We start from the raw sequence: 24,129 nt of genomic DNA on the forward strand, positions 1-24,129 counted from the left end.
AGAACAGGACTCCCCCGATGATGATCACGACTCCCGACAGGTGGACCGTCGATTACTGCCGGATCTCGTACGACAAGCGGGGAGCCGCTGAGGGAGTCGGGACACAGCACGTCGAGAACGAGAACTCGGCCGACGAGCTAGGGCTGACGATCGCCCAGACCTACACGGACAACGACCTTTCGGCGTTCTCCGGGATCGAGCGTCCCGACTATCAGCGCATGATCGAGGACATCGAAGCCGGAAAGATCGGAACCATCATCATCCGGCACGCCGACCGGCTTCACCGGTCCGTCGAGGAAGTGAGCCGGTTCATTAAGGTCGCTCGCGCTCACGACGTGAAGCTGTACAGCGGCATGAAGGGCTCGTTCTACAACCTGAACAAGGCGGCCGGTCGTAAGGACCTGATCAACGACACGTTGAACGCCGAGTACGAGAGCGATCATCGCGGCGAGCGAGTGTCGGACGCTCGCAAGCGCCAGGCTCGGAACGGCGACTACGGCGGCGGCGTCCGGCCGTTCGGGTGGGGTGTGGACACGGGACGCGTCCGGTCCGTGTGCGTGAACCCGAAGGCTCCCGTCGCCGAACGCCGGTACGAAGACCGGCCGGTTCTCGACATGTCCCGGCACAACGAAGCCGAAGCCGCCGAGATCCGCCGTTGGGCTGACGATCTCCTGTCCGGCGTGTCCATGCGTCAGGTTCTCGCCGATCTCGCCGAACGGGGCGTGAAGACGGTCGCCGAAGCCGACGGCCGGAACCTTCGCCGGAACGGTCGGGCCGTGAAGCACGAAGGGTGGAACAGCCGCACGATCAAGCAGATACTCACACATCCCCGGACGTCCGGTCACGCCGTCTATCAGGGCGAGATCGTGAAGCGGAACGCGTTCGAGCCGATCATTCCCGAAGAGAAGCGTCAGGCGTTGATCACGCTCTTCGCCGACCCGACTCGGAAGACGACGCCGGGGAACACGCCGAAGTGGCTCGGTTCGTTGATCTACCGGTGCGGCGTCTGCGACGACGGTACGACCATGACCGTCCGGAAGAACTCGCGTGGACAGTTCGTGTACCGGTGCCGGACGAAGGGGCATTGCTCCCGGCTCGCCGCTGAGGCTGACAGCTTCGTCGAACTCGCCATGATCGAGCGTCTGTCGCGCGCCGACATCGCCGACTTGCTCCCTCAGCGGGCAAGCGTGGACGTGGCGGGGCTTCGCGACCGGCTTCGGGAGCTGGACGCCGAAGAGACGGACGTCGCGATCAGAGCCGCACAGAAGAAGATCACGGCAGTCATGATGGAAGTCTTCGCCGCCGAGATCGAGCGTCAGCGCGACGAGATCCGGAAGCTGATCAACGACGCGACGGCAGAGAGCCCGCTTGCCGAGTTCGCCGCGAGCGACGACGCCGCGAAGGTCTGGCACAGCAAGTCTCTCGGCCGGAAGCGCGAGATCATCCGGCTTCTCACGCCGATCACGCTCATGCCGGTTCCGGCCGTCCGGGGACGGGGCTTCGATCCGGCGTCCGTCCGCTTCGACGCGTGGCAGAGAGCGCGCGAGGTAGCCTGATCACGGGTCGTGGTAACCCGCCGTACGGCAAGCCCCCGGAGAGCACGGTTCCGGGGGCTTCGTCGTGTCCGGGACCGGCCGCCGTCGGCGCTGAGCGGTCCCGTACCGGCCGCTCGTCGTGCGCTGAGGGGGAAGGAGAGCCGGGAGCGCGCCGACGGCCGGACAGAGCCCTTCAGGGGCGGCCGGTGGCGTTGTGGGGAGTCACAGACTTTCCCGGCTTGCCAATCTGTCACGCATTCCTGAGCTGTGCCGTCGTGTATCTGTTCCGATTTATATCCGGCCGTTGTGCGAGCCCTACAAAAGGCGGCCGGATTCAGGGCTGAACGGGGCTTGACAATCAGGCAAGTATTTGCAGGTCAGCACGCTAATGCTTATTGTGGAACACGTAGCCGAGAGCTACCGGGTTGACCCAAGGGGAGTGACGTCCCGCCCGTACGGTCCAGGACGCCAGAGGAAAGGCCGGACCAGAGTCCCCCGTCAGGGATTGGCACCGGATCACGATCAAGTGATTCGGAGCATGCCATGCCGGTTCCTGCAAGCCGTGAGCGCAGAGCCCTTCGCGCGAAGATTGCGAGAGCGTCAAGCAAGTTCGCCAGCGAGAAGGACGGCGACCTTACGGAGCTTCGTCGTGAGTTCAAGACTCAGACGATCGCGGATTACATCAAAGCTCTCGTGGACGAAGCCCCCGCACTCACCATGGAGCAGCGTGATCGTCTCGCGCTACTTCTCCGGGGTTCGACTTCCGAGAAGTCGTCGTACGACCTTCTCGACTCTGTTCCTCGCGCCACTGACGAAGTCAAGGAAAAGCCTGGCGTTCATGCCGCGACGCGTCCCGAGTAAGCAACTAACGAGGCTCCCTAGAAATGCCGAAGCCGCCTCATCCCCATAAGGCGGCTCCCGGCGAACCTCAGCGCACAGACAGGATAAGCCAATGTCCGCTTTGCCTGCAAGGCAAGGAATCCATCTCGTTCCCCCTACTCTGCGGAAAAAGTTCGAGCCCGTCGGCGGCGTATCTATTTCCGTTCCTACCGGGGAATGGGTCGCCGTCTACGAAGGGGAGATTACCGATCCCGTCGTCGCGTTCGACAACGCCGGGAACGCGCTCGTTCTTCGCCCCGAATGGGGCGCACTCGTTCGAGCGAACGCGTGGAACGGATTCCTTCGCGTCGATCGTGTCGAGTCCCCGAGCCCCTCAGCGGCGAAAGGGGCGGCGGCATGAGCGAGTGGGAGATTCCTTCCGAGGACCTTCATCGTGAAACGCTGAGGGAACTCACTCGGATCGAAGCGCGTCGTCAAGCTCAGAAGATCGACGCCGAGAAGCGAGCAAAGCAGCGCCCCAAGCTCATGGACTCGATTCTAGATCCGCAAGTGCTAGACGATATGCCGGATGTCGAGCCGATGATTCCGGGGGTTCTCAATCAGAACTCGTTCGCGATCCTTACGGGACGTGACTCGACGTACAAGACGTTCTCGGCTCTCGATTGGGCGCTTCATCTGGCGACCGGCCGCGATTGGCACGACAAGCGGGTCGGAATGCCGGAGGATCGTCCGGGCATTCTCTACGTAGCCGCTGAGGGGGCGTACGGCATCCGGCCGCGTATCCGTGCGTGGGAGCACTTCCACGGAATCAAGCTCACTGACGCATACGTAAAGTACCCGGAAGGGTCGTTTAACGCTCGGAAGTATCCGGGCGGTCAGCCCACGTTCCATCTCATGACTCGATCCGTGAATCTCTTCGACGGTCCGGATATCGACGACTTCGTGAACCTGATCGCATCTCACAGCAATGTCGGTCTCGTGATTCTCGACACGCTTCGTCGGTGCTCGGGTGGAGCGGAACAGAACGGCTCAGACATGGGCGTCGTTATCGACAACATCACCCGAGTTCGAGAAGCCACCAAAGGCGGCAGCGTTCTCGCTATCGCTCACACCGACAAGGGAGACAAGGACACACGAGGATCATCGCTGATCGAAGATGACGCGGATATCGTCTGGCATTCCAAGGTGGACGAAAAGTCAGGTTGGGTCGTGTTGACCAACCGAAAGATGAAGGACGGTCCGGCGCACGAAGACGTGAAGCTCATCCCGAAGGAAGTCGGCGACTCAGTCGTCATGACGCGCCCCGATCCGTTCGAGATGCCGAGCATGCCGGACAGTGATAAGGAAGTTCTGGCCGTCATCCGACTTCTGTGCGAAGCCGGGGAGAGAGCCTCAGCGGCGAGAGTTCGACGGATGGTCGCCGAGCGTGGGCGTGAAATGCCTGAGTCCACGTTCTACAAGGTGATCAAGAACCTTCTCGATAACAAGGTGATCGCTCAGGAGAAGAAGGGCGCTCCCTACACGATCCCCGGACTCACGGCCAGTGCCGAAGGGGGCGATGAAGGGTGAGGAATTCACTCCACGCGATAGATCATTTCGGCGCTTCCCGTGGAGTGCCGTTGAGCTGGGAAAACAGCACTCCACTCTACGGTGTTTCTGATCTTTGGAGTGGCGGACTCTACGAACTCCACAGCGGGTCGCTAATCCGTGGAGTGCCGTTGACCAGGAGCAACGCCGCACAACTTCACGGACTCTACAGCACTCCATTCCTCAGCGGCCTACCAACTCCACGGGGAGGGGGGTTCCTTAAGGAACCCCCCGTGGAGTGGAGAGGAGAGAGAAAGTCAGGAAGGAACCTGATCAGCTATCCGAGCGCTGAGGGGAGTCCGGTCCGGCCGACGGCGGAAGCCCGTCCCCCACCCGCTGAGGGGGCTCAGGACGGCTCGGCAAGTGAGTTCCGGCGCACGGGGTCCGGCACCGGCCGCCTGCCCGCTGAGGGAGCCGTACAGCCCCCTCGAATCCACGAGAAGACCGATCAGCACAACAAAGGAGAACTGACCATGCCAGAGAAAGAGCCGAACTCGAATCCCGTCATCATTCCGCAGTCTTACCCGCTGAAGGCGATCAAGGAGAAGCGAGAGAGTAACCGCCCGGTTCCCCGACAGGTCGTTTACCTGATCGTCGGGTGGATCACCGAAGGGGAGAAGACGTATCCGCTGGCCGTTCAGGAATCGGAAAAACACGGCGACTTCTCGCCGAGTACGCCCGTGAAACTCAGGGGCGAAGTCCGGTACTTCATCCCGACTCAATGGATCGAGGACGTGAACAGATGACTATTACAGACCACAGCCCCGAGACGCTCGAACCGTCTCGGGACCGTGGCACCACCGATTCAAGCACGGAGTACGCGTGCCCTGTCTGCCCCGCCGCTGTGGTGGTCGAAGACGGATGGGTCAGTGTCGCGCACGTCGCGGACTGTCCGGCCGACATGAACCGGCTCGCGCTCACGGACGGGGGTTGACGGCAATGAGCGATCTCGTACCGAGCACGGGCGAGCTGTACCCGGTGAACAACCCGTACGAGTACGGCAACGCGTACAGCCGTGTACCGGCGCACCTCGAAGCCGTACCCGAGTACGGCCCGACGAACGGCTTCACGGACACCGTCGGCCGGTACTGGTCGTACGTCATCCGGTACCCCAGGTACGCCGCACTCGGGTTCCTCTGGATCACGTACACGCCATGGCGGTTCCTGTACCTCGTGGGTACGGGCGTGCTGCTGTACGTCTCGCTGACGTCAGGGTGAACGCGGTGTACGTCCGGCCGTACCGTACGGCGCTGTACGTGAACACGAACACGTACGGCGTGCTGTACCTGTACGGCCGGACGTACGGAAATGGCGCGTACGTGTACGGCGGACGTACCGAGTACAGCCGTACAGGTACAGCGTCGTACGGGTACAGCTCAGGCTCGTACGTGAACAGCGCGGGTCTGTACGCGTACAGCATTCGGCCGGACGGAGAGACCGAGTCGAGCCCGGCATTCATTCGCCGCTGTGGAATCGAGTCGAGCACATATCGAGTCCGTGCCCGTCATATGCACACAGTGATATCGAGAGACCTTCGTCGGCATTCACGGAAGGTGACGGGACTCGGCCGACGAGATCGGACACGACTTCGTGAGCGTTTCGTTCAAGGAATCGGCCGGCCGCATAAGTGCAGGTCAGAGGCCGATTTTTTGAGAGAGGATCATGTCCCCGACCCGCCGCTGTCCGAAAAGTTTGTGTGAGCCGCGAGAGAACCTGAAGATCATCACGCTCCGTGAATAACCGGCAAGAATTAAGGGAAAGCGAGACCAACCGTGAAGAGACCAGAGGGAACCCCGGGCAGTACGCGGGCATGGCGAGAAATGCGACTCGAAGTGCTCCGTCGAGCCGGGGGCATCGGAAAGGCGCGATGCTATCTGTGCCGAACGCTCGTGACCGATCACGACAAGACGCTTCCGACTCACTATCACTGTGAGCACATCGTTCCGAAGGTGAACGGCGGGAAGACCGAGTTCTCGAACCTCGCCGTTTCGTGCCGGATGTGTAACGGTCAGAAGTCCCTGATCGACGCCGGAACGTCAGCGCTCGCTAAGCGGGCTTCCGTCGAACAACAGCGATGCCAATTCCACGGTGAACGGTGCGGAACTCTGCATTCGGAAACCGGCGCTGAACTGTACGACATCATGTTCGGCGCGTGAATAGAGAAATCCCCGCCCGATCAATTACTCTCGAAACAGCACAAAGGAGAATCCAAATGGCTCAGAACTGTGAATGCCGCGTCACGCTCGAAGACGTCGCCGAGAAGGCGGGCTTCCTGCCCGTCGCCGCTGTGGCTCACCAGGCGAAGGGGCTCGGGCTCGACGTGCGCGCCGACTGGGCCGGTCGGCCGTCCGTCGCCATCGCCGACGCTGGCAGGCTGTACGACGCGGTGACCGGCTCGGCCGACGAAGCGAACCGCGCGAACGCCGACCGGCTTCGAGCCGAAGAGCAGGCCACAGCGGCGCGAGAAGCCGCTGAGCGCGAGATCTTCGACGGCGCGTACTTCGCCGCCGTCCGGAGCGGCAAGCCCGCTCCGAAGGCGTACAGCGATGCCGGGGAAGCCGTTCGGCACGCGCGCACGGTCGGCACGCTCGGGAAGATCGCCGACGCTGCGAAGAAGGCGGCCGGTATCCGATGAACATCACGGAGAAAGCCGACGCCGGTCGCCTCATGGCGGTTACTCGGATGTTCCCGAAGTCATGGGGAACGCCGCCGTTCGATGACGAAGAGCGGCGCGCGTGGATTCTCACGCATGCTCGCGCCGAAGCTGCGATGAACCCACACCGGGAACTCGCACGGCGTGACACTCGACTTCTGAACGAGCTTCGTCTAGCTCGTCTCGAACAGATCAGGGAATGTCCCTGATCGTTACCGACCAACCCTGAAAGGTATTCGACGTCAACCCGGGCTTATTCCTTTCACCGGTAAGGGCGGACCATGACGAAGCTAGGGGGCTTCCGAGTTCGTTCCTGCGTTGAGTCCCCCGCGATCCCCCGCCGTTTCTGCTCCCGAACGGCGGGGGATTCGCAAACTGAAGACGTTCTTTCTTGCCACGATTCGAGCGCGGTCCCGTGACGATTCCGGGAAGCTCATTTCGTGACTGATTGGCACGCTGACACCGGCTCGACAGCGACAACCCCTCTGAGCTGGGGAAACTTCGACAGCGACAAGCCGTGATCAGCGCTGATCCGGTGCCTGAGCTGCATGAACGCCGACAGCGACACGTCAGCACAGCGACAGAGGCAAAACCCCTGATCCGTACGCGTGCAGGCGTGAGAGCCACGACAGAAGGACAGCGCCCCCGTACCCCTCAGCGCTCGCCGTCGGCGCTCAGCGGCCGGTACAGCGCCACGCCGGACGGCACCGGCCGCCGTCCCCCAAGCACGACTGAGCCCCGTCGCCGCTGTGGCGTACGGGGCTCGGTCCGGCCGGTTGCTACCCGTGGACGATTCGCGCCCACACCGCTTCGGTATCTCGCTGGCGACCACGAGCGGTTTCCGTGACGATCGTCCGGCTACCTTTCCGCTCAGTTCGCTTAATGACCCACCGGCCACCTTCGGTGCATAGTTCGTATTCCACAGCGCCGCGAACGATGAATTGGCGCATGCGAGATACCGAGCCTTGAAGGTAATACGGTTGCCATTCGAGATCTGCGAACAGATCTGGACTCACCGTCATTGTCCGTCGGCCGATGTGTGGCGAAGCGGATTCGGATGCTTCGTCGGTCCGTCGATCCTGCCGAGATTGTGAGACCAGCGGGGATGTGTCTTGATCAGCACGTCGAACGCGATCACTTCTCCCCAACCGCCGTCGGCAAGGGTCTCGATCAACCATGTCCAAGCGAACATGAGGTCAGTCGTCAGGATCGCGCCGGTTACGATCTTCGGTACGTGTTCGTCTGTGTGAGCTTCGACCAGGTAGACGTTCGCCGTGTCCTTCGGGACGTAGACGAGCTTCCCCTTGATCTCGACGGCGACTCTGTCCCCGTCTGCTCTAGTCTGAGTCATAGATCAGGACCTCACTTCCTGATCAAGGGAGCCGTCCGGCGTGTCAGCGCCGACGGCTCCCGCCATGTCGGCAGGATCGCCCTTACAAGGTCCAAGTCCATAACCCCGAAGGACGCGCATACATGCTGCGTCTAGAGGACACTGGAGGACAGGAACGGACTCGCCGACTGGAGAGGTACGCACGTGGCTTCCGACGAGCGTCCGGCATGGGCCGAACGGTTGCGCAACGAACGGCGTAAGCGTTGGTGGTCGCAAAACGACATGGCGAGCGAGTTGGAGAAAGCCGCCGACAAACGGATACGCGCAACGCTCCCGGCTCGTTCGTCGATTATTCGCCGGATTCGTGACTATGAAGCCGGTACTCATCAGCCCCGAGATCCGTACCGTCTCCTGTACTGTCGCGTGTTCGCGATTGACGAAGCCGAGTTGTACGGCGACGGTCCCGTTCAGAACGGGCGAACTCCGAATGATGTACTCAGGGATCTATTGCGAGAGACCGAACCGCTTAGCCCGATCCCGAACCGTGCCGGATCACGACTTGGAATCGGCAACGTCAAAGACCTCAGCGCACGGGTTCACAGTTTGCGGCTCGCTGACGACGTTCTCGCCGGTGGTGATCTGATACAGCCCGCATTCCGTGAACTCGACTCGGCGGTTCGGATCTATAGAACGAGTACGTACACGCAAGACGTCGGCCGTCGTTTGCTGACGACTATCGGCGAGTTCGCTCAGATCGCCGGTTGGATCGCGAGCGACGCCGGACAGCATGAACAAGCGGCCCGTACATATCGGCTCGGGATCAGCGCCGCACACGAAGCCGGGGACGGAACTCTTGAATCCAATCTGATTGGATCGCTGGCGTATCAGATCTCGAACGTCGGCGACGTTCACGAGGGGATCGCGCTCGCACGTGCGGCGCTGGACGCGGCCGGACCGGACGCACCGGCTAGGGCTCGCGCTCTGGCATGGGACCGGCTCGCATGGGCGCACGCTCGCGCCGGAGAAGCACAATCCGCCATGCGCGCACTCGGCGAAGCCGAAACGGCTCTGAGCCAATACGCCGCTGAGGAAGAGCCCGGATATCTGTATTGGGTTGACGCTGGCGAATTGCAAGTGATGGAAGCCCGTGCCTACACGGAACTTCGCCGTCCACTTCGCGCCGTCCCACTTCTTACCGACGTGCTCGCTCGATACGACAGCACGCATACGCGCGAACTCGCGCTCTACCTTTCGTGGCTCGCCGTCGCGCTCGCCGACGCAAACGAACCGGAAGAAGCCGCACGGACGGCGGCGCGAATGTTCGACCTGTCGGCGGACGTTGCCAGCGACCGAACCGCACAACGGAAGCACGTTGTTCGTGCCCGGTTGGAGCCTTACCGAGATGTGCCGGAAGTCCGGCAACTCTTGGACGCTTCGGGGTTCTGATCATGGCTGAATCGTGAAATTCGGCCGAAGTCCGTTCCGAGTCCGTCTCGAATTCGTCGCGTTAAGCGTGGATATGCATTAATGGCCCTGTAGTCCACGGAGACGGCCGAAGGGGGCTCTCGGGTGGCTTCTATCTCGGTCGGTGCCGTTCGCCCCTCAGCGGCCATTCTGGGGGCTCGATTTTCCGGGGATCGCCCGAGCCGGACCGGCCGACGGCTCTCGCACCGCTGAGGGGAGCGGACGGCGGGCAGGGTCCGGCCGACCGGCCAACGGCGGCAGGGTCCGGCGCTCTCCGGTACGGTCAGAAGGCGATCAAGCTCGCGGAACGCTGTGATCAAGGAAGTTCGTACGCCTCATTCCCGTAACCGGCTTGCCCGCGCCGTTGGGGCCCAGGAAACCCACGATCTCGCCGGTTTCCACGGCGAGGTCCACGCTCCGGACGGCGTGGACGCCGCCCTTGAAGGTCTTGCTCAGACTCGATGTCTTGATCATTTAATCGCCTCCATTTTTACAGTAACACCATTTTTGATGTAACTGTAAAATTCGTCCGGCACCTAGAATGACGGCATGACCGAGGGCCTGCGTGAGCGCAAGAAGAGGGAGACCCGACTGCGCATCTCCGACGTCGCGACGGGGATGTTCATGGCTCGCGGGTTCGACAACGTCACCGTGGCCGAGGTCGCCAGGGCGGCCGACGTCTCGGTCAACACGGTCTTCAACTACTTCCCCACCAAGGAGGATCTGCTCCTCGACCGGGCCTCCGAGGTCGAGGAGCTGCTCGCGCGGGTCTTCCGGGAGCGCGAACCGGGAGAGAGCGCGCTGGAGGCGGTACGCCGCGACTTCCTGGACGCCCTGGAGACCGGCCACTACCGCTACGGGTTCCACGAGGGCGGCGACCTCCTCATCCGGATGATCGAGACCAGCCCGTCCCTGAGCGCCCGGATCCGGGAAATGGACGACACCCGGGAGCGCAGGCTCGCCGAGGCCATCGCCGAGGAGTTGGACGCCGATCCCGACGACCTCACCCCCGCCGCGGTCGCCGCCCAGATCGGCGCCGTGCTCCGCACGGTCGTGGGCTACGCCGTACGGCGCATGCTCGCGGGAGAGACCGTCGCGGCCGTCGCGCCGGACCTGCGACGGCAGGCCGAGCACGCCTTCGCGCTGCTGGAGAAGGGGATCGGCGGCTACGGCGCCCGGCGGGAGAAGTGAGCGCGGCGAAGGGTGCGGAACCCGGCACCCGAAGGTCCCCGACCGTATCGGGCGATCTCGCCGGTGCGGCCACAGCGGACCACCGCGCCGACCCGCCTCCATGATCTGGCGCAGGAAGCTCGCCGGTTCTCCGCGTCGGGACCTTGACCCCGCCCCAGGGGCAGGGTCCGACGATGGCTCACATGGACAACAACGCCCTGCACACCGTCGAAGCCCGGATCCGCGAGCAGATCACCGCTCACTGCGAGTCCGGCGACGTCCCCGGGTTCGTCGCCGGCGTCTGCCACGCCGGCGAGCAGACCATCGTCGCCCACGGCACCGCGAACGCCGCCACCGGCGCGCCGATGCGCCAGGACACCGGATTCCTCTTCGGCTCCGTCACGAAGGTCCTGACCACCATGCTGGTCCTGCAGCAGGTCGACCGCGGCCTGCTGGACCTCGACACGCCGGTGGTGAAGCACCTTCCCGACTTCGCCCTGACCGTACCGGGCGCAGCGGACAAGATCCTGGTCCGGCACCTGCTCTCCCACACCAACGGCATCGACGCGGATCTGTTCTTTCCCGTCGCCAAGGGCCGCGACGCGCTGAAGACCTACATCACCGGTCTCGCGAGCAGCTGCGGCTCCATGTTCGAACCGGGTGAGCAGCTCAGTTACTCCAACGGCGGCATGATCGTCGCGGGCCGCCTGCTGGAAGTGATCACCGGCACGCCCTTCCCCGAGTTGCTCGAACGCGATGTCTACACACCCGTCGGCATGAAGGACTCCGGCACCTCGGCCGAACAGGCCATCCTGCGCAGCACGGCCATCGGCCACTTCCCCGACCCCGCGACCGGGGCGGCCAGGCCGACGGGGATGTTCATGCTGCCCGACACCTGGGGCCCGGCCGGCGGCACGCCGGTCGGCACCGTCGCCGACCTGCTCGCCCTGGGACGCACCCACCTCGCCGGCGGCGTGTCCCCCTCCGGCACGCGCGTCCTGTCGACCGGGTCGACCACGCTGATGCAGCAGGTCTCGTACGACATGGCGACCCCGAACGTCCCGCCGATGGGTCTGGGCTGGGTACGGTACCCGTTCGGCGACACGACCGTCCTGGCCATGTCGGGCGCCTCACCCGGCGGCGTGGCCATCCTGTGCGTCGTTCCCGAGCACGACCTGGTCTTCGCCGCCTTCGGCAACACCCCGGGAGCGATCATGCTGCAGGACCGGCTCCTGCAACAGCTCCTGCGCGAGCGTCTCGGCGTCCGGATCCCCGCCCTGATCACCGGAGTGCAGCAGGACGTGGACCTCACCCCGTACGCGGGCACCTACCGCTCCGACCAGCTCCGCATCGATGTGCGCGTCGTCGACGGCCAGTTGGAGGAGCAGGCGGCCTACGAACCGGCGGACGCGTCGCAGGAACGCGTCTTCACCGCGTTCACCGGCGGCATGACCGCCGCGCCGCCGCAGCGCTACGTGCCGATCCGGGCCGGCCTGTTCGCGCCCGCCGGATATCCGCCGGAGACGTTCGACGGATACCTTCGCCTGCTGCTCGTCTCCTACCACGACATCCGCGACGGCCGGGCGCGCTTCCGCAACGGCGGCGGCCGCCTGACCCGACGGGCCTGACCGTCCCGGGTGCCTGACCACCGGGTGGAAGAATGTCCGGCATGCTCACGATCGGCCGGCTCGCGGACTACGCCGGAGTGACCGTCAAAGCCATCCGCCACTATCACGAGCGCGGCCTGCTCACCGAACCCGGCCGCGACTCGTCCGGCTACCGGCGCTACACCGCCGAGCATGCCGTCAGGCTCATCAAGATCAGAACCCTGGCCCGCGCGGGTGTGCCACTGGCCCGCGTCAAAGACCTCCTCGACGCCGACCCGGAGACGCTCACGGCGGCCATCGCCGAGATCGATCACGACCTCGAGGACCGCATCGCGCAGCTGCGGCGAACCCGCGACCAGCTCGCCCAGCTGCGCGGCGGCGACCGGCTCTTCGTCTCCCCCGAGGTCGCCGATCTTCTCGACGACCTGCGTGACCTCGGCGTCAGCGAGCGCGCGATCCAGGCGGAGCGCGATGGCTGGATCCTCATGCGGACAGCCTCACCCGAGGACGCCGCCCTGTGGCTCACCGAGAAACGCGAGCTCATGACCGATCCCGAGTTCCGCGCCCTCTACCTTGACCATGACGCTGCCTACGACTGGCCGCCGGACGATCCCCGCCTCCCCGGCCTCGCGGACCGCACCCGGAGCTGGCTCGCCGCCCACCCCAGCCGCTTCGGGACCCGCCCGGTCCGCAACCCGGCCATCGCCCGACTGGCCGCCCGATCCCAGCCCGGAGCCTCATCCCCGGCATGGGAGCGCCTGGCCCGGCTCATGACGGGCCAGGCCGGCGTCAAGGGCTGATCGGCCGAGGGCGGTGCGGGGCGTCCCGGCGCGGCGGTGCTGGACGGCGGCCGCCGGCGCCCGGTCGGCACTTAACCTAGCGCTTGCTACGATCAGTGGGGCGGCCGCGCGGCCGCCGCGGGCGGGAGCCCCGACAAGCGGGAGGCCATCGTGAGTCCGCATCTCGTCGAACGACTCAAGCCGTTCTTCCAGTGGCTGGCGACGACCGACGCGTTCATGAAAGCCGGTCCGATGATCGTCCCGCGCCTCGACAGGGCCGTCCACCGCCTCACCGGCGGCAGGAGGGTCATGAGCGATCGGATGGTTCCCACACTGCTGCTGACCACGACCGGCTCCAGGAGCGGCGAGCCGCGCTCCACTCCGCTCGCGTGCCTGCCGGAGGAGGACGGATCCTTCCTGGTCGTCGGCTCCAACTTCGGCCGGGAGCGCCACCCCGCCTGGAGCGGCAACCTGCTCAAGACCCCGCAGGCCGGGGTCTCCTTCCGCGGCCGGGAGATCCCCGTCATCGGGCGCCTCCTGGAGGGCGACGACAGGACCGAGGTCTGGCCACGGCTGCTGCGGATGTGGCCCGTCTACGACCGCTACACCGAGAAGTCGGGACGCGAACTGCGGATCTTCCGCCTCTCCCCGGACCGTGACCGCGGGGACGCGGCCCCTCCGCCTTCCCCCGGACCGTGACCCGGGGACCCTTCCCCGCCGTGGCCGCGGGGACCTCGCCGGCGACGGGGTCCCCGCCGTACCGGGGCGGACGGTGGCGTGTCAGCGGGAGTAGAACTCCACGACCATCTGCTCGTCCACCGGGACCACGATCTGCTCGCGCATCGGGCGGCCCACCACCGTGAAGCGCAGCTCGGCGTGGTTGACGTCCAGGTAGGAGGCGATGCGCTCGTCGGCGTAGACGCCCTCGGCCGCGGCGACGAACGGCTGCATCCGGCGGGACCTCTCGCGTACCGCGATGACCTGGCCGGGCTTGACCAGGTAACTGGGGATGTCCACCTTGCGGCCGTCGACGGTGATGTGGCCGTGCGCGATGTACTGGCGCGCGGCGTAGATCGACGGGGCGAGACCGGCGCGCAGCACCAGGGAGGCCAGGCGGCTCTCCAGCAGCACCACCAGCTCGGCGCCCGACCGGCCGGGGCTGCGCAGCGCCATGTCCCAGTAGCGGCGCATCTGCCGCTCGGAGACGTCGTAGTACCAGCGGAGCTTCTGCTTCTCCATGAGCCGCAGCCCGTAGTCGCCGGTCTGGCGCCGGTTGGTCTTACGGCCGTGCTCGCCCGGCGGGTAGGGGCGCTCCTCGAAGTAGCGCACCGCCTTACGGGTGAGCGGGACGCCGGCGCGGCGGGAGAGCCGCACCTTGGGTCCGGTGTAGCGCACGATCGCTCCTTGTGATTAGGTTTGCCTTACTGAGGTTAGCCTTACCTTAGAGGCAACCAGCCGCCGACCTCAAGGAGAGCCGGTCCATGCAGCACCCCGTCACCAGCCCGCCCCTTCCCGAGCGGATCCGCACGCTCGCCGCGGTCGCCGTGCCCACCCACGTCTCCCTCGCCGGTACGGCCCTGCCGGCCGGCCCCGCCCGCGGCGGCGTCGACGGCGCCGGCCGCCCGGTGCTGCTGGTCATGCCGGGGGACCCGCTGCACGGGGCGCAGGACGAGCCGGTGGTGACCGTGGACCTCGCCGCGAGCCGCTCGCTCGGCGACCGCGAGCTCTCACGCGGGCTGCTCAAGGTGCAGGGCTGGGCGCAGGCCGTACCGGCCGGCGAACTGCGCGAGGCCGCGGTCGCGATCGCCGAGCGCTGCCCGGACGAGGCGCTGTTCGAGGCGCTGGAGAACGCGGAGGGAACGGACGGCCCGCGACTGCTCCGGGTGGACGTCGGCCAGGTGGTCTATCTCACCGGTTCCGAGTCGGGCGTCCTGGACGCCGACGAGTATCTCGACGCCGCGCCCGACCCCCTGCTGGCTGACGCCGAGCGGATGATCCGCCACATCAACGGCGCGCACCGGGACCGGCTGGTGGCGGCGCTGCGCTCCCTGCTGCCCTCCCCCGTCGCCGACGCCTGGCTCTGGGAACTGGACCGCTTCGGCGTCACCGTGCGCTCCGGCGGCTTCGACCAGCCCACTCTGATCCGCCTGCCGTGGCCCGAGCCGATCGCCGACGCCTGCTCCCTGGAGACGGCCCTGCACTGCCTGCTCTGCCACCGCTGAGCGCGGAAATCCGGCCCCTGGCGGCCCCGCGGGGGACGAGCCGGCGGTCGCGTCGCCATGACCGCTCGTTTACCCGGTTCCCGGGCGCGTCCCCGTCCGGAGAAGCCCTCAGCGGGATACAAAGTGCCTCAGACAATCACAGCGCAGCGGGTGGGGTGGGATGAAAGGCAGACCGGTGCCACCCGACGAGGCCGAGCGGCTGCGCGACCTGGAGGAGCTGGACGCGCTGCACGCCCCTCTGGAACCGGACTTCCGCGCCATCTCCGACCTGGCGGCGTATATCTGTGACACGCCTATCGCGCTGGTCAACTTACTGAGCAGGGACAAGCAGCACTTCCGTGGCCGCACCGGGCTCGCCTCCCCCGAACTGGACCAGTCGATCGGGTTCTGCCCGTACGTCGTCGCCGGCCGCGAACCCCTGGAGGTCCCCGACACGCTGACCGACCCGCGCTTCAAGGACGACCCTCTGGTCGCCGACGAGCCGTACCTGCGGTACTACCTGGGCGTCCCCGTGCTCAGTCGGCGGGGTCACGCCCTGGGCACCGTGTGCGTGCTGGACTACCGTCCCCGGCTGCTGGACCGGCGGCAGCGCGAGGCTCTGCGCACCCTGGCCGCCCACGCCGTCGCGCTGCTGGAACTGCACTACCACGCCCGCCGGGCCGGCGAGGTCGCCCGGCGCCTGAACGCCGTGGACGAGCTCAAGCAGCAGTTCCTGCGGAACGTCAACCACGAGCTGCGCACTCCCCTGACCTCGATCCGCAGCTACCTTCAGCTCCTCCGGGACGGCGGGCTGGACGAGGCCACCGAGCGGCGGTTCCTGGGGGTGATCGAGCGCAACAGCGACCGGCTGCTGGACCTGCTGGACGAGCTGCTGCTCATGGCCAGCCTCAACGCGCACACCGCCGCCTTCACCCCGGTGCGGGCCAACCTGTCCGCCATCGTCCGTCAGGCGGTCGAGACCTCCGCCGCCAAGGCGTCGAACAAGGACCAGGCCCTGCGCATGCACGCCCCCGCCGAGGTGGAGGCGTGGGCCGACACCGGGCGGCTGCAGCACGCGCTGGTCCACGTGCTGGACAACGCGGTCAAGTTCACGCCCTCCGGCGGAAGGATCGACGTCAGGGTCACCGCCGACCCGGCCCCCGCCGTGGAGGTCCACGACACCGGGATCGGCATCGCGCCGGAGGACGCGGGTCACGTCTTCGAGGACTTCTACCGCGGGCCCGAGGCGGAGGTTCGGGCGATCAGCGGCACCGGCGTGGGCCTGGCCATCGTCGAGAAGATCGTCGAACTGCACGGCGGGACGGTCCGGCTGGAGAGCACGCCGCACGAGGGCACATGCGTGCGCATCACCCTGCCCGCCCCGCCCCCGGAACACGTCCCGGCACCGGATCCCCCCGCCCCGGAGCCCGGCCCGCCGCCGCCCCCTCAGGTGGAGGAAGAGGTCCGGAGGACCGGCCGCCCGTGACGTCCGGGCGGCCGGCCTGCGCCACCGCTCGGCGTCACTGCTTGGCGCTGGGCACGGCCAGCGGCTCGTCCGGCGCCTTCCCCTTGGCCTTGGCCATCTGGTCGCTGAGCTCCTGGAGCCTGTTACGGCCCATCGCCTTGCGCACCTCGGGGAACCACTCGTTCTCCTCCTCCTCGACGTGGTGGCGGACGTTCTCCATGAGAACGGTGACCTTGGCGTCGAACCGCTCGTCCCGAGGGTCGAGGTCCTTGAGCTCCGACAACATCCAGACCACCACGTGGTGCTCCTCGACGCTCTCCAGGACGTGCTCGGAGACGTCCGGCGCCTCCGCGCGGACGGCGGGGTAGAAGATCTCCTCCTCGATGTAGGTGTGGGCGGTGAGCTCCTCGATCATCTGGTCGACGAGCTTGCGCTTCTCGTCGTAGGCGTCCTCGCCCGCCTTCTCGAACTGCTTGAACAGCTTCTCGACGGTCTTGTGGTCTTCCTTCAGGAGCACGATGGCGTCCACGATGTTCCTTTCCTCCGGGTCCCGACCCTGGGACCCGGTGCGCTGAGAAATCAGGGGTTGAGCAGGACCTTGATGGCCCCGTCGCGTTTCTTCTGGAAGATCTCGTAGCCGTGCGGGGCCTGGTCCAGGGGGATCCGGTGGGTGGCCAGGTCCATGACCCCGAGCGGGTCGGAGTCGTCGGTCACCAGCGGCATCAGGTCGTCGATCCAGCGCTTGACGTGGGCCTGGCCCATGCGCAGGGTGACGCCCTTGTCGAACAGCCTGAGCATCGGCATCGGGTCGGCCATGCCGCCGTAGACGCCGCTGATGGAGATCGTGCCGCCGCGCCGTACGGTGTCGATGCACTGGTACAGCGCAGCCAGCCGGTCCACGCCCGCGTTCGTCATCAGGGGGGCGGCGATCGCGTCGGGCAGCAGGCCGGTGAGCGTCTGGGTGAACTTGGCGACCGGGGAGCCGTGGGCCTCCATGCCGACGGCGTCGATGACGGAGTCGGTCCCGCGGCCGCCGGTCAGCTCGCGGACCGCCTCGGGGACGTTGCCGGTCACCGAGGCGTCCAGCACCTCGACGCCGTGCCGCCGCGCCATCGCCAGCCGCTCCTGGACCCCGTCCACGCCGATCACCCGGTAGCCGAGGTGCCTGGCGATGCGCGCGGTCATCTGGCCGATCGGGCCGAGGCCGAAGACCGTGACGCTGCCGCCGTCGGGGATGTCGGCGAAGGCCACCGCCTGCCAGGAGGTGGGCAGCACGTCCGACAGGTAGACGAACCGCTCGTCGGCCGGCCCCTCGGGCACCTTGATGGGACCGAACTGGGCCTGCGGGACCCGCAGGTACTCCGCCTGGCCGCCGGGCACCTCGCCGTACAGCTTGGTGTAGCCGAACAGCGCGGCACCCGTGCCGTGGTCGCGGACCTGGGTGGTCTCGCACTGGGCGTACAGCTTCATCCCGCACATGTGGCAGTCGCCGCAGGAGATGTTGAACGGGATGACGACCCGGTCGCCGGGCTTGATGTGCCCGACGTCCGCGCCGACCTCCTGGACGATCCCCATCGCCTCGTGGCCGAGGACGTCACCCGCCCCGATGAAGGGGCCCAGGAGTTCGTACAGGTGCAGGTCGGAGCCGCAGATCGCGGTGGTGGTGACCTTGATGATCGCGTCGGTCGGTTCCTTGATCGCGGGGTCGGCGACCTCCTCGACCCGGACGTCGCGCTTCCCGTGCCAGGTGACGGCCTTCATGGCCTGTCTCCTCTCCGATCCGATGAACCCGAAAGGGGACCGTCTACCCGCCCTCGGGCGGGCAAACGGCCGTGAACGGTCAGCGCAGGCGGGGCAGGACTTCCTTGGCGTAGAAGTCGAAGAAGGCGTCCTGCTCCTCGCCGATCTGGCTGATGTAGACCTCGTCGAACCCGGCGTCGAGGTACTGCTTGATCGCCTCGGCGTGGACCTCGGGGTCGGGGCCGCACGGTGAGCCCTTGCTGGCCTCCTCCTCGGTGACCATCTGGGCGAGCTGCTCGAAGTGCCGGGGGAGCGGGAGCAGCTGGGCGGCCTCGCCCTGGATGCCCTGGGTGGGCCAGAGCCGGTGCACGGTCTTGCGGGCGGTGGCCTCGTCCTCGGCGTAGCAGACCTTCAGCCCGCCCTGCACGGGCTTGCCCGCCCCGCCCGAGGTGCGGAACTTCCCGACCATCTCGGCCGACGGGCCGGTGGTCATGTAGCCGTCGGCGATGCGCCCGGCCAGCTCCACCGACTTGTCCCCGAAACCGGACATGTAGATGGGGGGCGGCTCGTCGGGCAGCGTGTAGATGCGGGCGGTGTCGACGTCGTAGTGCTCGCCCCGGTGGGTCACGAGCTTGCCGCTCCACAGCTCCCGCATGATCTCGACGGCCTCTTCCAGCATCTCCAGGCGCTCCTCGGCCGGAGGCCAGCGGGAGTCGACGATGTGCTCGTTGAGGGCCTCGCCGGTGCCGACGCCGAGCCGGAAGCGGCCGTCGGTCAGGACCGCGCTGGTGGCGGCGGCCTGAGCGATGATCACCGGGTGGATGCGGACCAGCGGGCAGGTGACCGCGGTGGTGATGGGGAGCGAGGTCGCCTCGGCGATCGCGCCGATCACCGACCAGACGAACGGGCTCTGGCCCTGCTCGTCCAGCCAGGGGTGGAAGTGGTCGGAGATCCACAGGGCCTCGAACCCGGCCTGTTCGGCGAGCTTCGCCTGCCGCACCAGTTCCTTGGGGTCATGCTCCTCACTTGACAGGAAATATCCAAATTTCGCCATGCTTACCTCCTTGGCGGGAACTGCACGGACTTCCCCATACCCCTTGCGAAAAGGCCAAACAGGTCATCTTGCTGTGACCGCGACCACGCGGGCCCGCCGTTCCGTGCTCGCCTCGTCAGGCCGGCACCCAGGGGATGAATCCCCCCGATCACCTCATCGCGGTCGCCCTACCTTGTGCCGCCCCCGTCGCAGGGGCGAGACTGGGGACAAGGCGCGCGGGCGGGCCCGGAAATGCCAGGATCCCGCGATCACGTCGCCGTTCTGGAGTTCACCAATGCCACTGGAGATCAGCAGGGATCGCTGCAGAGACTTCACGGTCATCACGATCATCGGAGAAGTCGACAAGACGGAAGAGGCCCTGCTCAGCGAGCAGATCGATGAGGCGTTCACGGCCGACCGGCCGCGGCTGCTCTTCGATCTGTCGTTCATGGACTTCATCGACTCCTCCGGCCTGCGGCTGCTGGTGCAGGCCTCCAGCAGGGCCCACCGCTGCGGCGGCACCTGCGCCCTGTGCTGCCTGAACCCCGTCCCCCGCCGGATCATGCGGCTGACCGGCCTCGACGCCGCCTTCGACGTCTATCCGACGCTCGGGGACGCGCTCGCCCAGCGGCGGGCCGAGAGTCTCGCCTCGGTCAAGCTCGTCTGACCGTCCGCGCGGCGGACAGGATTCACCCGCTCCTCTCGGGGCACCGGGGTGGGTATGCGGGTAACCATCGTCGGCGCGACCGGCAACGTGGGCACGAGCGTGGTCTCCTCCCTCGTGGCCGATGCGAACGTCACCTCCGTCCTGGGCCTGGCCCGCCGGCTGCCCGGCTGGAGCCCCGGCAAGACCGAGTGGCGCGCCGTAGACGTCTCCACCGCCTCCACCGGCGACCTGGCGCCGCACTTCGAGGGCTCGGACGCCGTCGTCCACCTGGCCTGGCTGTTCCAGCCGACCCGGGACCCGGTGACGACCTGGCACGCCAACGTGCTGGGCAGCCTCCGGGTCTTCGCGGCGGCGGCGCGGGCCAAGGTGCCGGCCCTGGTCTACGCCTCCTCGGTCGGCGCCTACTCCCCCGGACCGAAGGACCGCCCGGTCACCGAGGACTGGCCCACCCACGGCTGGCCCGGCGCCGCCTACGGACGGGAGAAGGCCTACGTGGAGCGGGCGCTCGACTCCTTCGAGCGGGAGCATCCGGACATCCGGGTGGTACGGCTCCGCCCCGGCTTCATCTTCAAGCGGGAGTCGGCGACCGAGCAGCGCAGGCTGTTCGGCGGGCCGTTCCTGCCGCAGCGGCTGATCCGGCCCGGGCTGATCCCCGTCGTCCCGGACATCCCCCGGCTCCGCTTCCAGGCGGTCCACGGCGACGACATCGGCGAGGCCTACCGCCTGGCGGTGACCGGGCAGGTCTCGGGCGCCTTCAACATCGCCGCGGACCCGGCGATCGATCCCGCGGTGCTGGCCGAGCTCCTCGGAGCCCGCCGGGTGCCGGTCCCGGCCGCGCTGGCCCGGGGCGCCGCCTCCGCCGCCTTCCGCATGCGCCTGGTCCCCGCCGCCCCGGAGCTGTTCGACATGCTGCTCGCCATGCCGATCATGGACTGCTCCCGGGCCCGTGACGAGCTCGGCTGGCGGCCCCGGCACTCCGCGGCCGACGCGCTGCGCGACCTGCTGGAGGGCATGCGCGCCACAGCGGGCATGGACACCCCGCCGCTGTCCCCGCAGACCGGGGGCCCTGCGCGGCTCGGGGAACTGGCCAGCGGGGTCGGCAGGCGGCCGTAGGGGGAGAGCCTCCCCCGGATGCGCGCGGCGGGCCGTACGGTGGCCGGGAGCAGATCCCGGCTTTCCGTTCCGCTGGTGCGCGGCGGGTATGCCGCTGGGTGGGCGGGGTCCCTCCCCGCCCGGCCACGCACCAGGGGGATCAATCAATGCTCGGGGACCACCGCACGGACAAGGACCGGCAACTGGACGACGTCCGGGTCGACTACCAGGACACTGCCCTGACCACCGATCACGGCATCCGGATCGACGACACCGACAACTCGCTCCGCCCGGGCGAACGCGGCCCGACGCTGATGGAGGACTTCCACTTCCGCGAGAAGCTCACCCATTTCGACCACGAGCGCATCCCCGAGCGGGTGGTCCACGCCCGCGGCTCGGCCGCCCACGGCTACTTCGAGCCCTACGACGCCGCCCTGGCCCCCTTCACCCGGGCGCAGTTCCTCACCACCCCGGGCCTGCGGACCCCCGTGTTCGTGCGCTTCTCCACCGTGGTGGGCTCGCGCGGCTCGGCCGACACCGTCCGGGACGTGCGCGGCTTCGCGGTGAAGTTCTACACCGCGCAGGGCAACTTCGACCTGGTCGGCAACAACATCCCGGTCTTCTTCATCCAGGACGGGATCAAGTTCCCCGACATCGTGCACGCGGCGAAGCCCGAGCCGCACAACGAGATCCCGCAGGCGTCCACGGCGCACGACACACTGTGGGACTTCGTGCGGCTCCAGCCGGAGAGCACCCACATGATGATGTGGGTGATGTCCGACCGGGCGCTCCCCCGCAGCTACCGGATGATGCAGGGCTTCGGCGTGCACACCTTCCGGCTGGTCAACGCCGAGGGCCGGGGCACCTTCGTGAAGTTCCACTGGAAGCCCAAACTCGGTATCCACTCGCTGGTCTGGGACGAGACTCAGAAGATCGCCGGGAAGGACCCCGACTTCAACCGCCGGGACCTTTGGGAGGCGATCGTGACGGGGAACTTCCCGGAATGGGAGCTCGGCGTGCAGCTTGTGGCCGAGGAGGACGAGCACTCCTTCGACTTCGACCTGCTCGACGCAACGAAGATCATCCCGGAGGAGCTGGTCCCGGTCCAGCCGGTCGGGCGCCTGGTGCTCGACCGCAATCCCGACAACTTCTTCGCCGAGACCGAGCAGGTCGCCTTCCACCTGGGCAACGTCGTGCCGGGCATCGACTTCACCAACGACCCGCTGCTGCAGTCGCGGCTCTTCTCCTACCTCGACACCCAGCTCATCCGGCTCGGCGGGCCAAACTTCCCGCAGATCCCGATCAACCGCCCGCTGGCGGAGGTCCGCAACCACCACCGCGACGGCTACCACCAGATGATCATTCCGAGGGGACGGGCGAGCTACCACCCCAACTCCACCGGCGGCGGCTGCCCCGCGGTCGGCGGCCCGGACGCCTACACGCACTTCCAGGAGCGGGTGGACGGCCACAAGATCCGCAAGCGCAGCGCGAGCTTCGCCGACCACTACAGCCAGGCGACCCTGTTCTGGAACAGCATGTCCTCCTGGGAGAGGGCACACATCGTTGCGGCCTTCCGCTTCGAGCTCGGCAGGGTCGTCGACCCGGACATCCGCGAGGGTGTGGTCCGCAATCTCAGCAACGTCGACCACGAGCTGGCGTCCCTGGTCGCCGCGGGCATCGGGGTGGCTCCCCCGGCGGAACCCGCCGTACCCAACCACGGCCTCAGCTCCCCGGCGCTCAGCCAGGCCCACGCCCCCGTGCGGAGCGTCGCCACCCGGAAGATCGCGATCCTGGTGGCCGACGGCGCCGACGGCGGCCAGGTGAAGGCCGTGCAGGCGGCGCTCGGCTCCATGGGGGCGTTGTGCGACGTGCTGGCCCCGCGAGGCGGCGCCGTACGGGACCTGGACGACAAGCCGGTGCCGGTGAACCACGCGCTGATCACCATGGCCTCGGTGCTCTACGACGCCGTGCTGGTCCCCGGCGGGCAGGAGTCGGCGCGGGCGCTGAGCATGGACGGGGAGGCCGTGCACTACGTCGCCGAGGCGTTCAAGCACGCCAAGGCCATCGGGGTCCTCGGCGAAGGAGCCCTGCTGCTGGAGACCGCCCGGCTCGGGCCCGGACCGCATCCGGGCGTGGTCACCGGGACCGGGGAGGACGTCAAGGGGTTCGCGAAGGCGTTCGGCGCCGCGGTCGCCGCCCACCGCCACCACGGGCGCGCGATGGACGGCGTCCCGGCCTGAGTCCTCAGACCGGAGACGAGGGGCGTCCCTGCCCGGGCCCGCGGACCGGAGCGGCCGGGACACGCCCCGGACACGCCCCGGACACGCGAGGAGGGGTCCCCCTCAGTAGGACCCCTCCCCTTGTCGGCGGATCACCCGGGTACGGGATCCGCGTGGCGCCTGCCGTCAGACCCGCGTTCTGACGGCTCCGCGGCCGAGCACGAAGCCCAGCGCGACCATGCCCAGGCCGAGGAACAGGTGGAGCCAGTTGTCGGCGGCGTTGAGCGGGACGAAGTTGGCCTCGCTGTCGTGCGGGATGACCATGCCGTACAGCCACAGCAGCAGGTAGACCACCCCGCCGCCGATGAGGAAGTTACGGGCGCCGGCCCAGGTACGGGAGAGCGCGATGCCCGCCACGCCGAACAGCAGGTGCACGACGTTGTGCAGGATGGAGACCTCGAAGATTCCGAGGAGCATCGCGTCCGACTGGTGCCCGGCGAACTCGAGCTCGTCGACGTTCGTGGTCACGCCGGGGATGAACCCCAGAACACCGACGAGAAGAAACACCGCTCCGACGACCAGCGCGGCGAGCTGCAGCGGCGATCGGGTCGTAGCGTGCGGACGTGAAGCGTTCATGACGCCTCCTCTATATGGCCGACTCTGAGGACATTCCGCTACCCGCCGGAATCGCGGATAGTCATCGGACCACGACCGGCCGGTCAACGAAAGCGAAAAAGGCCGCCGCGG

At 67.3% G+C, this 24,129-nt stretch carries 24 protein-coding genes; 17 read left to right on the plus strand and 7 right to left on the minus strand.

Annotated elements, in window-relative coordinates; translation table 11 throughout:
- The first annotated feature begins 17 nt into the window (after positions 1-17).
- The 7 genes from IEZ08_RS27320 to IEZ08_RS27350 all read left to right on the plus strand — a co-directional run bounded on the left by IEZ08_RS27320 (position 18) and on the right by IEZ08_RS27350 (position 6,597).
- Positions 18-1,556 carry a recombinase family protein gene (locus IEZ08_RS27320; RefSeq protein WP_189243258.1) on the plus strand — a complete coding sequence of 513 codons (1,539 nt, stop codon included), beginning with the start codon at positions 18-20 and terminating at the stop codon, positions 1,554-1,556.
- Positions 1,557-2,078: 522 nt separating this feature from the next.
- Positions 2,079-2,396 (plus strand): hypothetical protein, encoded by a 318-nt coding sequence (locus tag IEZ08_RS27325; protein ID WP_189243259.1) that lies wholly within the window; start codon positions 2,079-2,081, stop codon positions 2,394-2,396.
- A gap of 375 nt (positions 2,397-2,771) precedes the next feature.
- On the plus strand, positions 2,772-3,944 hold the full coding sequence (locus tag IEZ08_RS27330; RefSeq protein WP_189243260.1) for an AAA family ATPase: 1,173 nt from the start codon (positions 2,772-2,774) through the stop codon (positions 3,942-3,944).
- A 491-nt stretch (positions 3,945-4,435) separates the two neighbouring features.
- The gene (locus IEZ08_RS27335; RefSeq protein ID WP_189243261.1) at positions 4,436-4,708 is read left to right on the plus strand and encodes a hypothetical protein; all 273 of its coding nucleotides are present in this window, start codon (positions 4,436-4,438) and stop codon (positions 4,706-4,708) included.
- A 193-nt stretch (positions 4,709-4,901) separates the two neighbouring features.
- On the plus strand, positions 4,902-5,180 hold the full coding sequence (locus IEZ08_RS27340; protein ID WP_189243262.1) for a hypothetical protein: 279 nt from the start codon (positions 4,902-4,904) through the stop codon (positions 5,178-5,180).
- A 602-nt stretch (positions 5,181-5,782) separates the two neighbouring features.
- Entirely contained in the window at positions 5,783-6,118 is a 336-nt protein-coding gene (locus tag IEZ08_RS27345) for an HNH endonuclease (protein ID WP_268249367.1), read from the plus strand.
- Between the two features lie 56 nt (positions 6,119-6,174).
- On the plus strand, positions 6,175-6,597 hold the full coding sequence (locus tag IEZ08_RS27350; RefSeq protein ID WP_189243264.1) for a hypothetical protein: 423 nt from the start codon (positions 6,175-6,177) through the stop codon (positions 6,595-6,597).
- A 1,036-nt stretch (positions 6,598-7,633) separates the two neighbouring features.
- Here the strand turns inward: IEZ08_RS27350 and IEZ08_RS27355 are convergent.
- Positions 7,634-7,966, minus strand: coding sequence for a hypothetical protein (locus IEZ08_RS27355; protein WP_189243265.1), 333 nt, complete (start codon positions 7,964-7,966; stop codon positions 7,634-7,636).
- A gap of 183 nt (positions 7,967-8,149) precedes the next feature.
- Here IEZ08_RS27355 and IEZ08_RS27360 point away from each other — a divergent pair, with 183 nt between their 5' ends.
- Positions 8,150-9,391 carry an NsdA family TPR-like regulatory protein gene (locus tag IEZ08_RS27360; protein WP_189243266.1) on the plus strand — a complete coding sequence of 414 codons (1,242 nt, stop codon included), beginning with the start codon at positions 8,150-8,152 and terminating at the stop codon, positions 9,389-9,391.
- Positions 9,392-9,703: 312 nt separating this feature from the next.
- Here IEZ08_RS27360 and IEZ08_RS27365 read toward each other — a convergent pair whose 3' ends face one another.
- A complete protein-coding gene (locus tag IEZ08_RS27365; protein ID WP_203863497.1) occupies positions 9,704-9,883 on the minus strand; it encodes a hypothetical protein in 180 nt (59 codons plus the stop codon).
- Between the two features lie 75 nt (positions 9,884-9,958).
- On the opposite strand from IEZ08_RS27365, the gene IEZ08_RS27370 reads away from it, so the two are divergent.
- The 4 genes from IEZ08_RS27370 (at position 9,959) to IEZ08_RS27385 (ending at position 13,664) form a co-directional block, all read left to right on the plus strand.
- The gene (locus IEZ08_RS27370; protein ID WP_189243267.1) at positions 9,959-10,600 is read left to right on the plus strand and encodes a TetR family transcriptional regulator; all 642 of its coding nucleotides are present in this window, start codon (positions 9,959-9,961) and stop codon (positions 10,598-10,600) included.
- A 182-nt stretch (positions 10,601-10,782) separates the two neighbouring features.
- Positions 10,783-12,207, plus strand: coding sequence for a serine hydrolase domain-containing protein (locus IEZ08_RS27375; RefSeq protein ID WP_203863496.1), 1,425 nt, complete (start codon positions 10,783-10,785; stop codon positions 12,205-12,207).
- A gap of 41 nt (positions 12,208-12,248) precedes the next feature.
- Positions 12,249-12,986 (plus strand): MerR family transcriptional regulator, encoded by a 738-nt coding sequence (locus IEZ08_RS27380; protein ID WP_189243269.1) that lies wholly within the window; start codon positions 12,249-12,251, stop codon positions 12,984-12,986.
- Between the two features lie 150 nt (positions 12,987-13,136).
- Positions 13,137-13,664 (plus strand): nitroreductase family deazaflavin-dependent oxidoreductase, encoded by a 528-nt coding sequence (locus IEZ08_RS27385; protein WP_068923044.1) that lies wholly within the window; start codon positions 13,137-13,139, stop codon positions 13,662-13,664.
- Positions 13,665-13,745: 81 nt separating this feature from the next.
- On the opposite strand, the gene rpsD is transcribed toward IEZ08_RS27385, so the two are convergent.
- Positions 13,746-14,360, minus strand: coding sequence for a 30S ribosomal protein S4 (gene rpsD, locus IEZ08_RS27390; RefSeq protein ID WP_068923043.1), 615 nt, complete (start codon positions 14,358-14,360; stop codon positions 13,746-13,748).
- A gap of 86 nt (positions 14,361-14,446) precedes the next feature.
- Here rpsD and IEZ08_RS27395 point away from each other — a divergent pair, with 86 nt between their 5' ends.
- On the plus strand, positions 14,447-15,187 hold the full coding sequence (locus IEZ08_RS27395) for a DUF2470 domain-containing protein (protein ID WP_068923042.1): 741 nt from the start codon (positions 14,447-14,449) through the stop codon (positions 15,185-15,187).
- Positions 15,188-15,347: 160 nt separating this feature from the next.
- A complete protein-coding gene (locus IEZ08_RS27400) occupies positions 15,348-16,652 on the plus strand; it encodes a GAF domain-containing sensor histidine kinase (protein WP_084780004.1) in 1,305 nt (434 codons plus the stop codon).
- Positions 16,653-16,686: 34 nt separating this feature from the next.
- Here the strand turns inward: IEZ08_RS27400 and IEZ08_RS27405 are convergent, their stop codons facing one another.
- The 3 genes from IEZ08_RS27405 to IEZ08_RS27415 all read right to left on the minus strand — a co-directional run bounded on the left by IEZ08_RS27405 (position 16,687) and on the right by IEZ08_RS27415 (position 19,425).
- Entirely contained in the window at positions 16,687-17,160 is a 474-nt protein-coding gene (locus IEZ08_RS27405) for a hemerythrin domain-containing protein (RefSeq protein ID WP_068923040.1), read from the minus strand.
- A 50-nt stretch (positions 17,161-17,210) separates the two neighbouring features.
- The gene (locus tag IEZ08_RS27410; RefSeq protein WP_189243270.1) at positions 17,211-18,392 is read right to left on the minus strand and encodes a zinc-dependent alcohol dehydrogenase; all 1,182 of its coding nucleotides are present in this window, start codon (positions 18,390-18,392) and stop codon (positions 17,211-17,213) included.
- A gap of 79 nt (positions 18,393-18,471) precedes the next feature.
- On the minus strand, positions 18,472-19,425 hold the full coding sequence (locus tag IEZ08_RS27415; RefSeq protein ID WP_068923038.1) for an LLM class F420-dependent oxidoreductase: 954 nt from the start codon (positions 19,423-19,425) through the stop codon (positions 18,472-18,474).
- A gap of 274 nt (positions 19,426-19,699) precedes the next feature.
- On the opposite strand from IEZ08_RS27415, the gene IEZ08_RS27420 reads away from it, so the two are divergent.
- The 3 genes from IEZ08_RS27420 to IEZ08_RS27430 all read left to right on the plus strand — a co-directional run bounded on the left by IEZ08_RS27420 (position 19,700) and on the right by IEZ08_RS27430 (position 23,403).
- On the plus strand, positions 19,700-20,071 hold the full coding sequence (locus IEZ08_RS27420) for an STAS domain-containing protein (protein WP_189243271.1): 372 nt from the start codon (positions 19,700-19,702) through the stop codon (positions 20,069-20,071).
- A gap of 54 nt (positions 20,072-20,125) precedes the next feature.
- Positions 20,126-21,184, plus strand: a complete 1,059-nt coding sequence (locus IEZ08_RS27425; protein ID WP_189243272.1) for an NAD-dependent epimerase/dehydratase family protein — start codon at positions 20,126-20,128, stop codon at positions 21,182-21,184.
- Between the two features lie 146 nt (positions 21,185-21,330).
- Positions 21,331-23,403, plus strand: a complete 2,073-nt coding sequence (locus IEZ08_RS27430; protein ID WP_189243273.1) for a catalase — start codon at positions 21,331-21,333, stop codon at positions 23,401-23,403.
- Between the two features lie 165 nt (positions 23,404-23,568).
- Here IEZ08_RS27430 and IEZ08_RS27435 read toward each other — a convergent pair whose 3' ends face one another.
- A complete protein-coding gene (locus IEZ08_RS27435; RefSeq protein ID WP_068923034.1) occupies positions 23,569-24,018 on the minus strand; it encodes a DUF4383 domain-containing protein in 450 nt (149 codons plus the stop codon).
- Positions 24,019-24,129: the final 111 nt, after the last annotated feature.

This window comes from Planobispora rosea, from assembly GCF_014648175.1.
Classification (GTDB): Bacteria; Actinomycetota; Actinomycetes; order Streptosporangiales; family Streptosporangiaceae; genus Planobispora; species Planobispora rosea.

Excerpts from the sequence above, each read along its gene's own strand:
- IEZ08_RS27320 (WP_189243258.1), top strand. The coding sequence starts at position 18 with ATGATGATCACGACTCCCGACAGGTGGACCGTCGATTACTGCCGGATC.
- IEZ08_RS27325 (WP_189243259.1), top strand. The coding sequence starts at position 2,079 with ATGCCGGTTCCTGCAAGCCGTGAGCGCAGAGCCCTTCGCGCGAAGATT.
- IEZ08_RS27330 (WP_189243260.1), top strand. The coding sequence starts at position 2,772 with ATGAGCGAGTGGGAGATTCCTTCCGAGGACCTTCATCGTGAAACGCTG.
- IEZ08_RS27335 (WP_189243261.1), top strand. The coding sequence starts at position 4,436 with ATGCCAGAGAAAGAGCCGAACTCGAATCCCGTCATCATTCCGCAGTCT.
- IEZ08_RS27340 (WP_189243262.1), top strand. The coding sequence starts at position 4,902 with ATGAGCGATCTCGTACCGAGCACGGGCGAGCTGTACCCGGTGAACAAC.
- IEZ08_RS27345 (WP_268249367.1), top strand. The coding sequence starts at position 5,783 with ATGCGACTCGAAGTGCTCCGTCGAGCCGGGGGCATCGGAAAGGCGCGA.
- IEZ08_RS27350 (WP_189243264.1), top strand. The coding sequence starts at position 6,175 with ATGGCTCAGAACTGTGAATGCCGCGTCACGCTCGAAGACGTCGCCGAG.
- IEZ08_RS27355 (WP_189243265.1), bottom strand. The coding sequence starts at position 7,966 with ATGACTCAGACTAGAGCAGACGGGGACAGAGTCGCCGTCGAGATCAAG.
- IEZ08_RS27365 (WP_203863497.1), bottom strand. The coding sequence starts at position 9,883 with ATGATCAAGACATCGAGTCTGAGCAAGACCTTCAAGGGCGGCGTCCAC.
- IEZ08_RS27370 (WP_189243267.1), top strand. The coding sequence starts at position 9,959 with ATGACCGAGGGCCTGCGTGAGCGCAAGAAGAGGGAGACCCGACTGCGC.
- IEZ08_RS27375 (WP_203863496.1), top strand. The coding sequence starts at position 10,783 with ATGGACAACAACGCCCTGCACACCGTCGAAGCCCGGATCCGCGAGCAG.
- IEZ08_RS27380 (WP_189243269.1), top strand. The coding sequence starts at position 12,249 with ATGCTCACGATCGGCCGGCTCGCGGACTACGCCGGAGTGACCGTCAAA.
- IEZ08_RS27395 (WP_068923042.1), top strand. The coding sequence starts at position 14,447 with ATGCAGCACCCCGTCACCAGCCCGCCCCTTCCCGAGCGGATCCGCACG.
- IEZ08_RS27400 (WP_084780004.1), top strand. The coding sequence starts at position 15,348 with ATGAAAGGCAGACCGGTGCCACCCGACGAGGCCGAGCGGCTGCGCGAC.
- IEZ08_RS27410 (WP_189243270.1), bottom strand. The coding sequence starts at position 18,392 with ATGAAGGCCGTCACCTGGCACGGGAAGCGCGACGTCCGGGTCGAGGAG.
- IEZ08_RS27415 (WP_068923038.1), bottom strand. The coding sequence starts at position 19,425 with ATGGCGAAATTTGGATATTTCCTGTCAAGTGAGGAGCATGACCCCAAG.
- IEZ08_RS27420 (WP_189243271.1), top strand. The coding sequence starts at position 19,700 with ATGCCACTGGAGATCAGCAGGGATCGCTGCAGAGACTTCACGGTCATC.
- IEZ08_RS27425 (WP_189243272.1), top strand. The coding sequence starts at position 20,126 with ATGCGGGTAACCATCGTCGGCGCGACCGGCAACGTGGGCACGAGCGTG.
- IEZ08_RS27430 (WP_189243273.1), top strand. The coding sequence starts at position 21,331 with ATGCTCGGGGACCACCGCACGGACAAGGACCGGCAACTGGACGACGTC.
- IEZ08_RS27435 (WP_068923034.1), bottom strand. The coding sequence starts at position 24,018 with ATGAACGCTTCACGTCCGCACGCTACGACCCGATCGCCGCTGCAGCTC.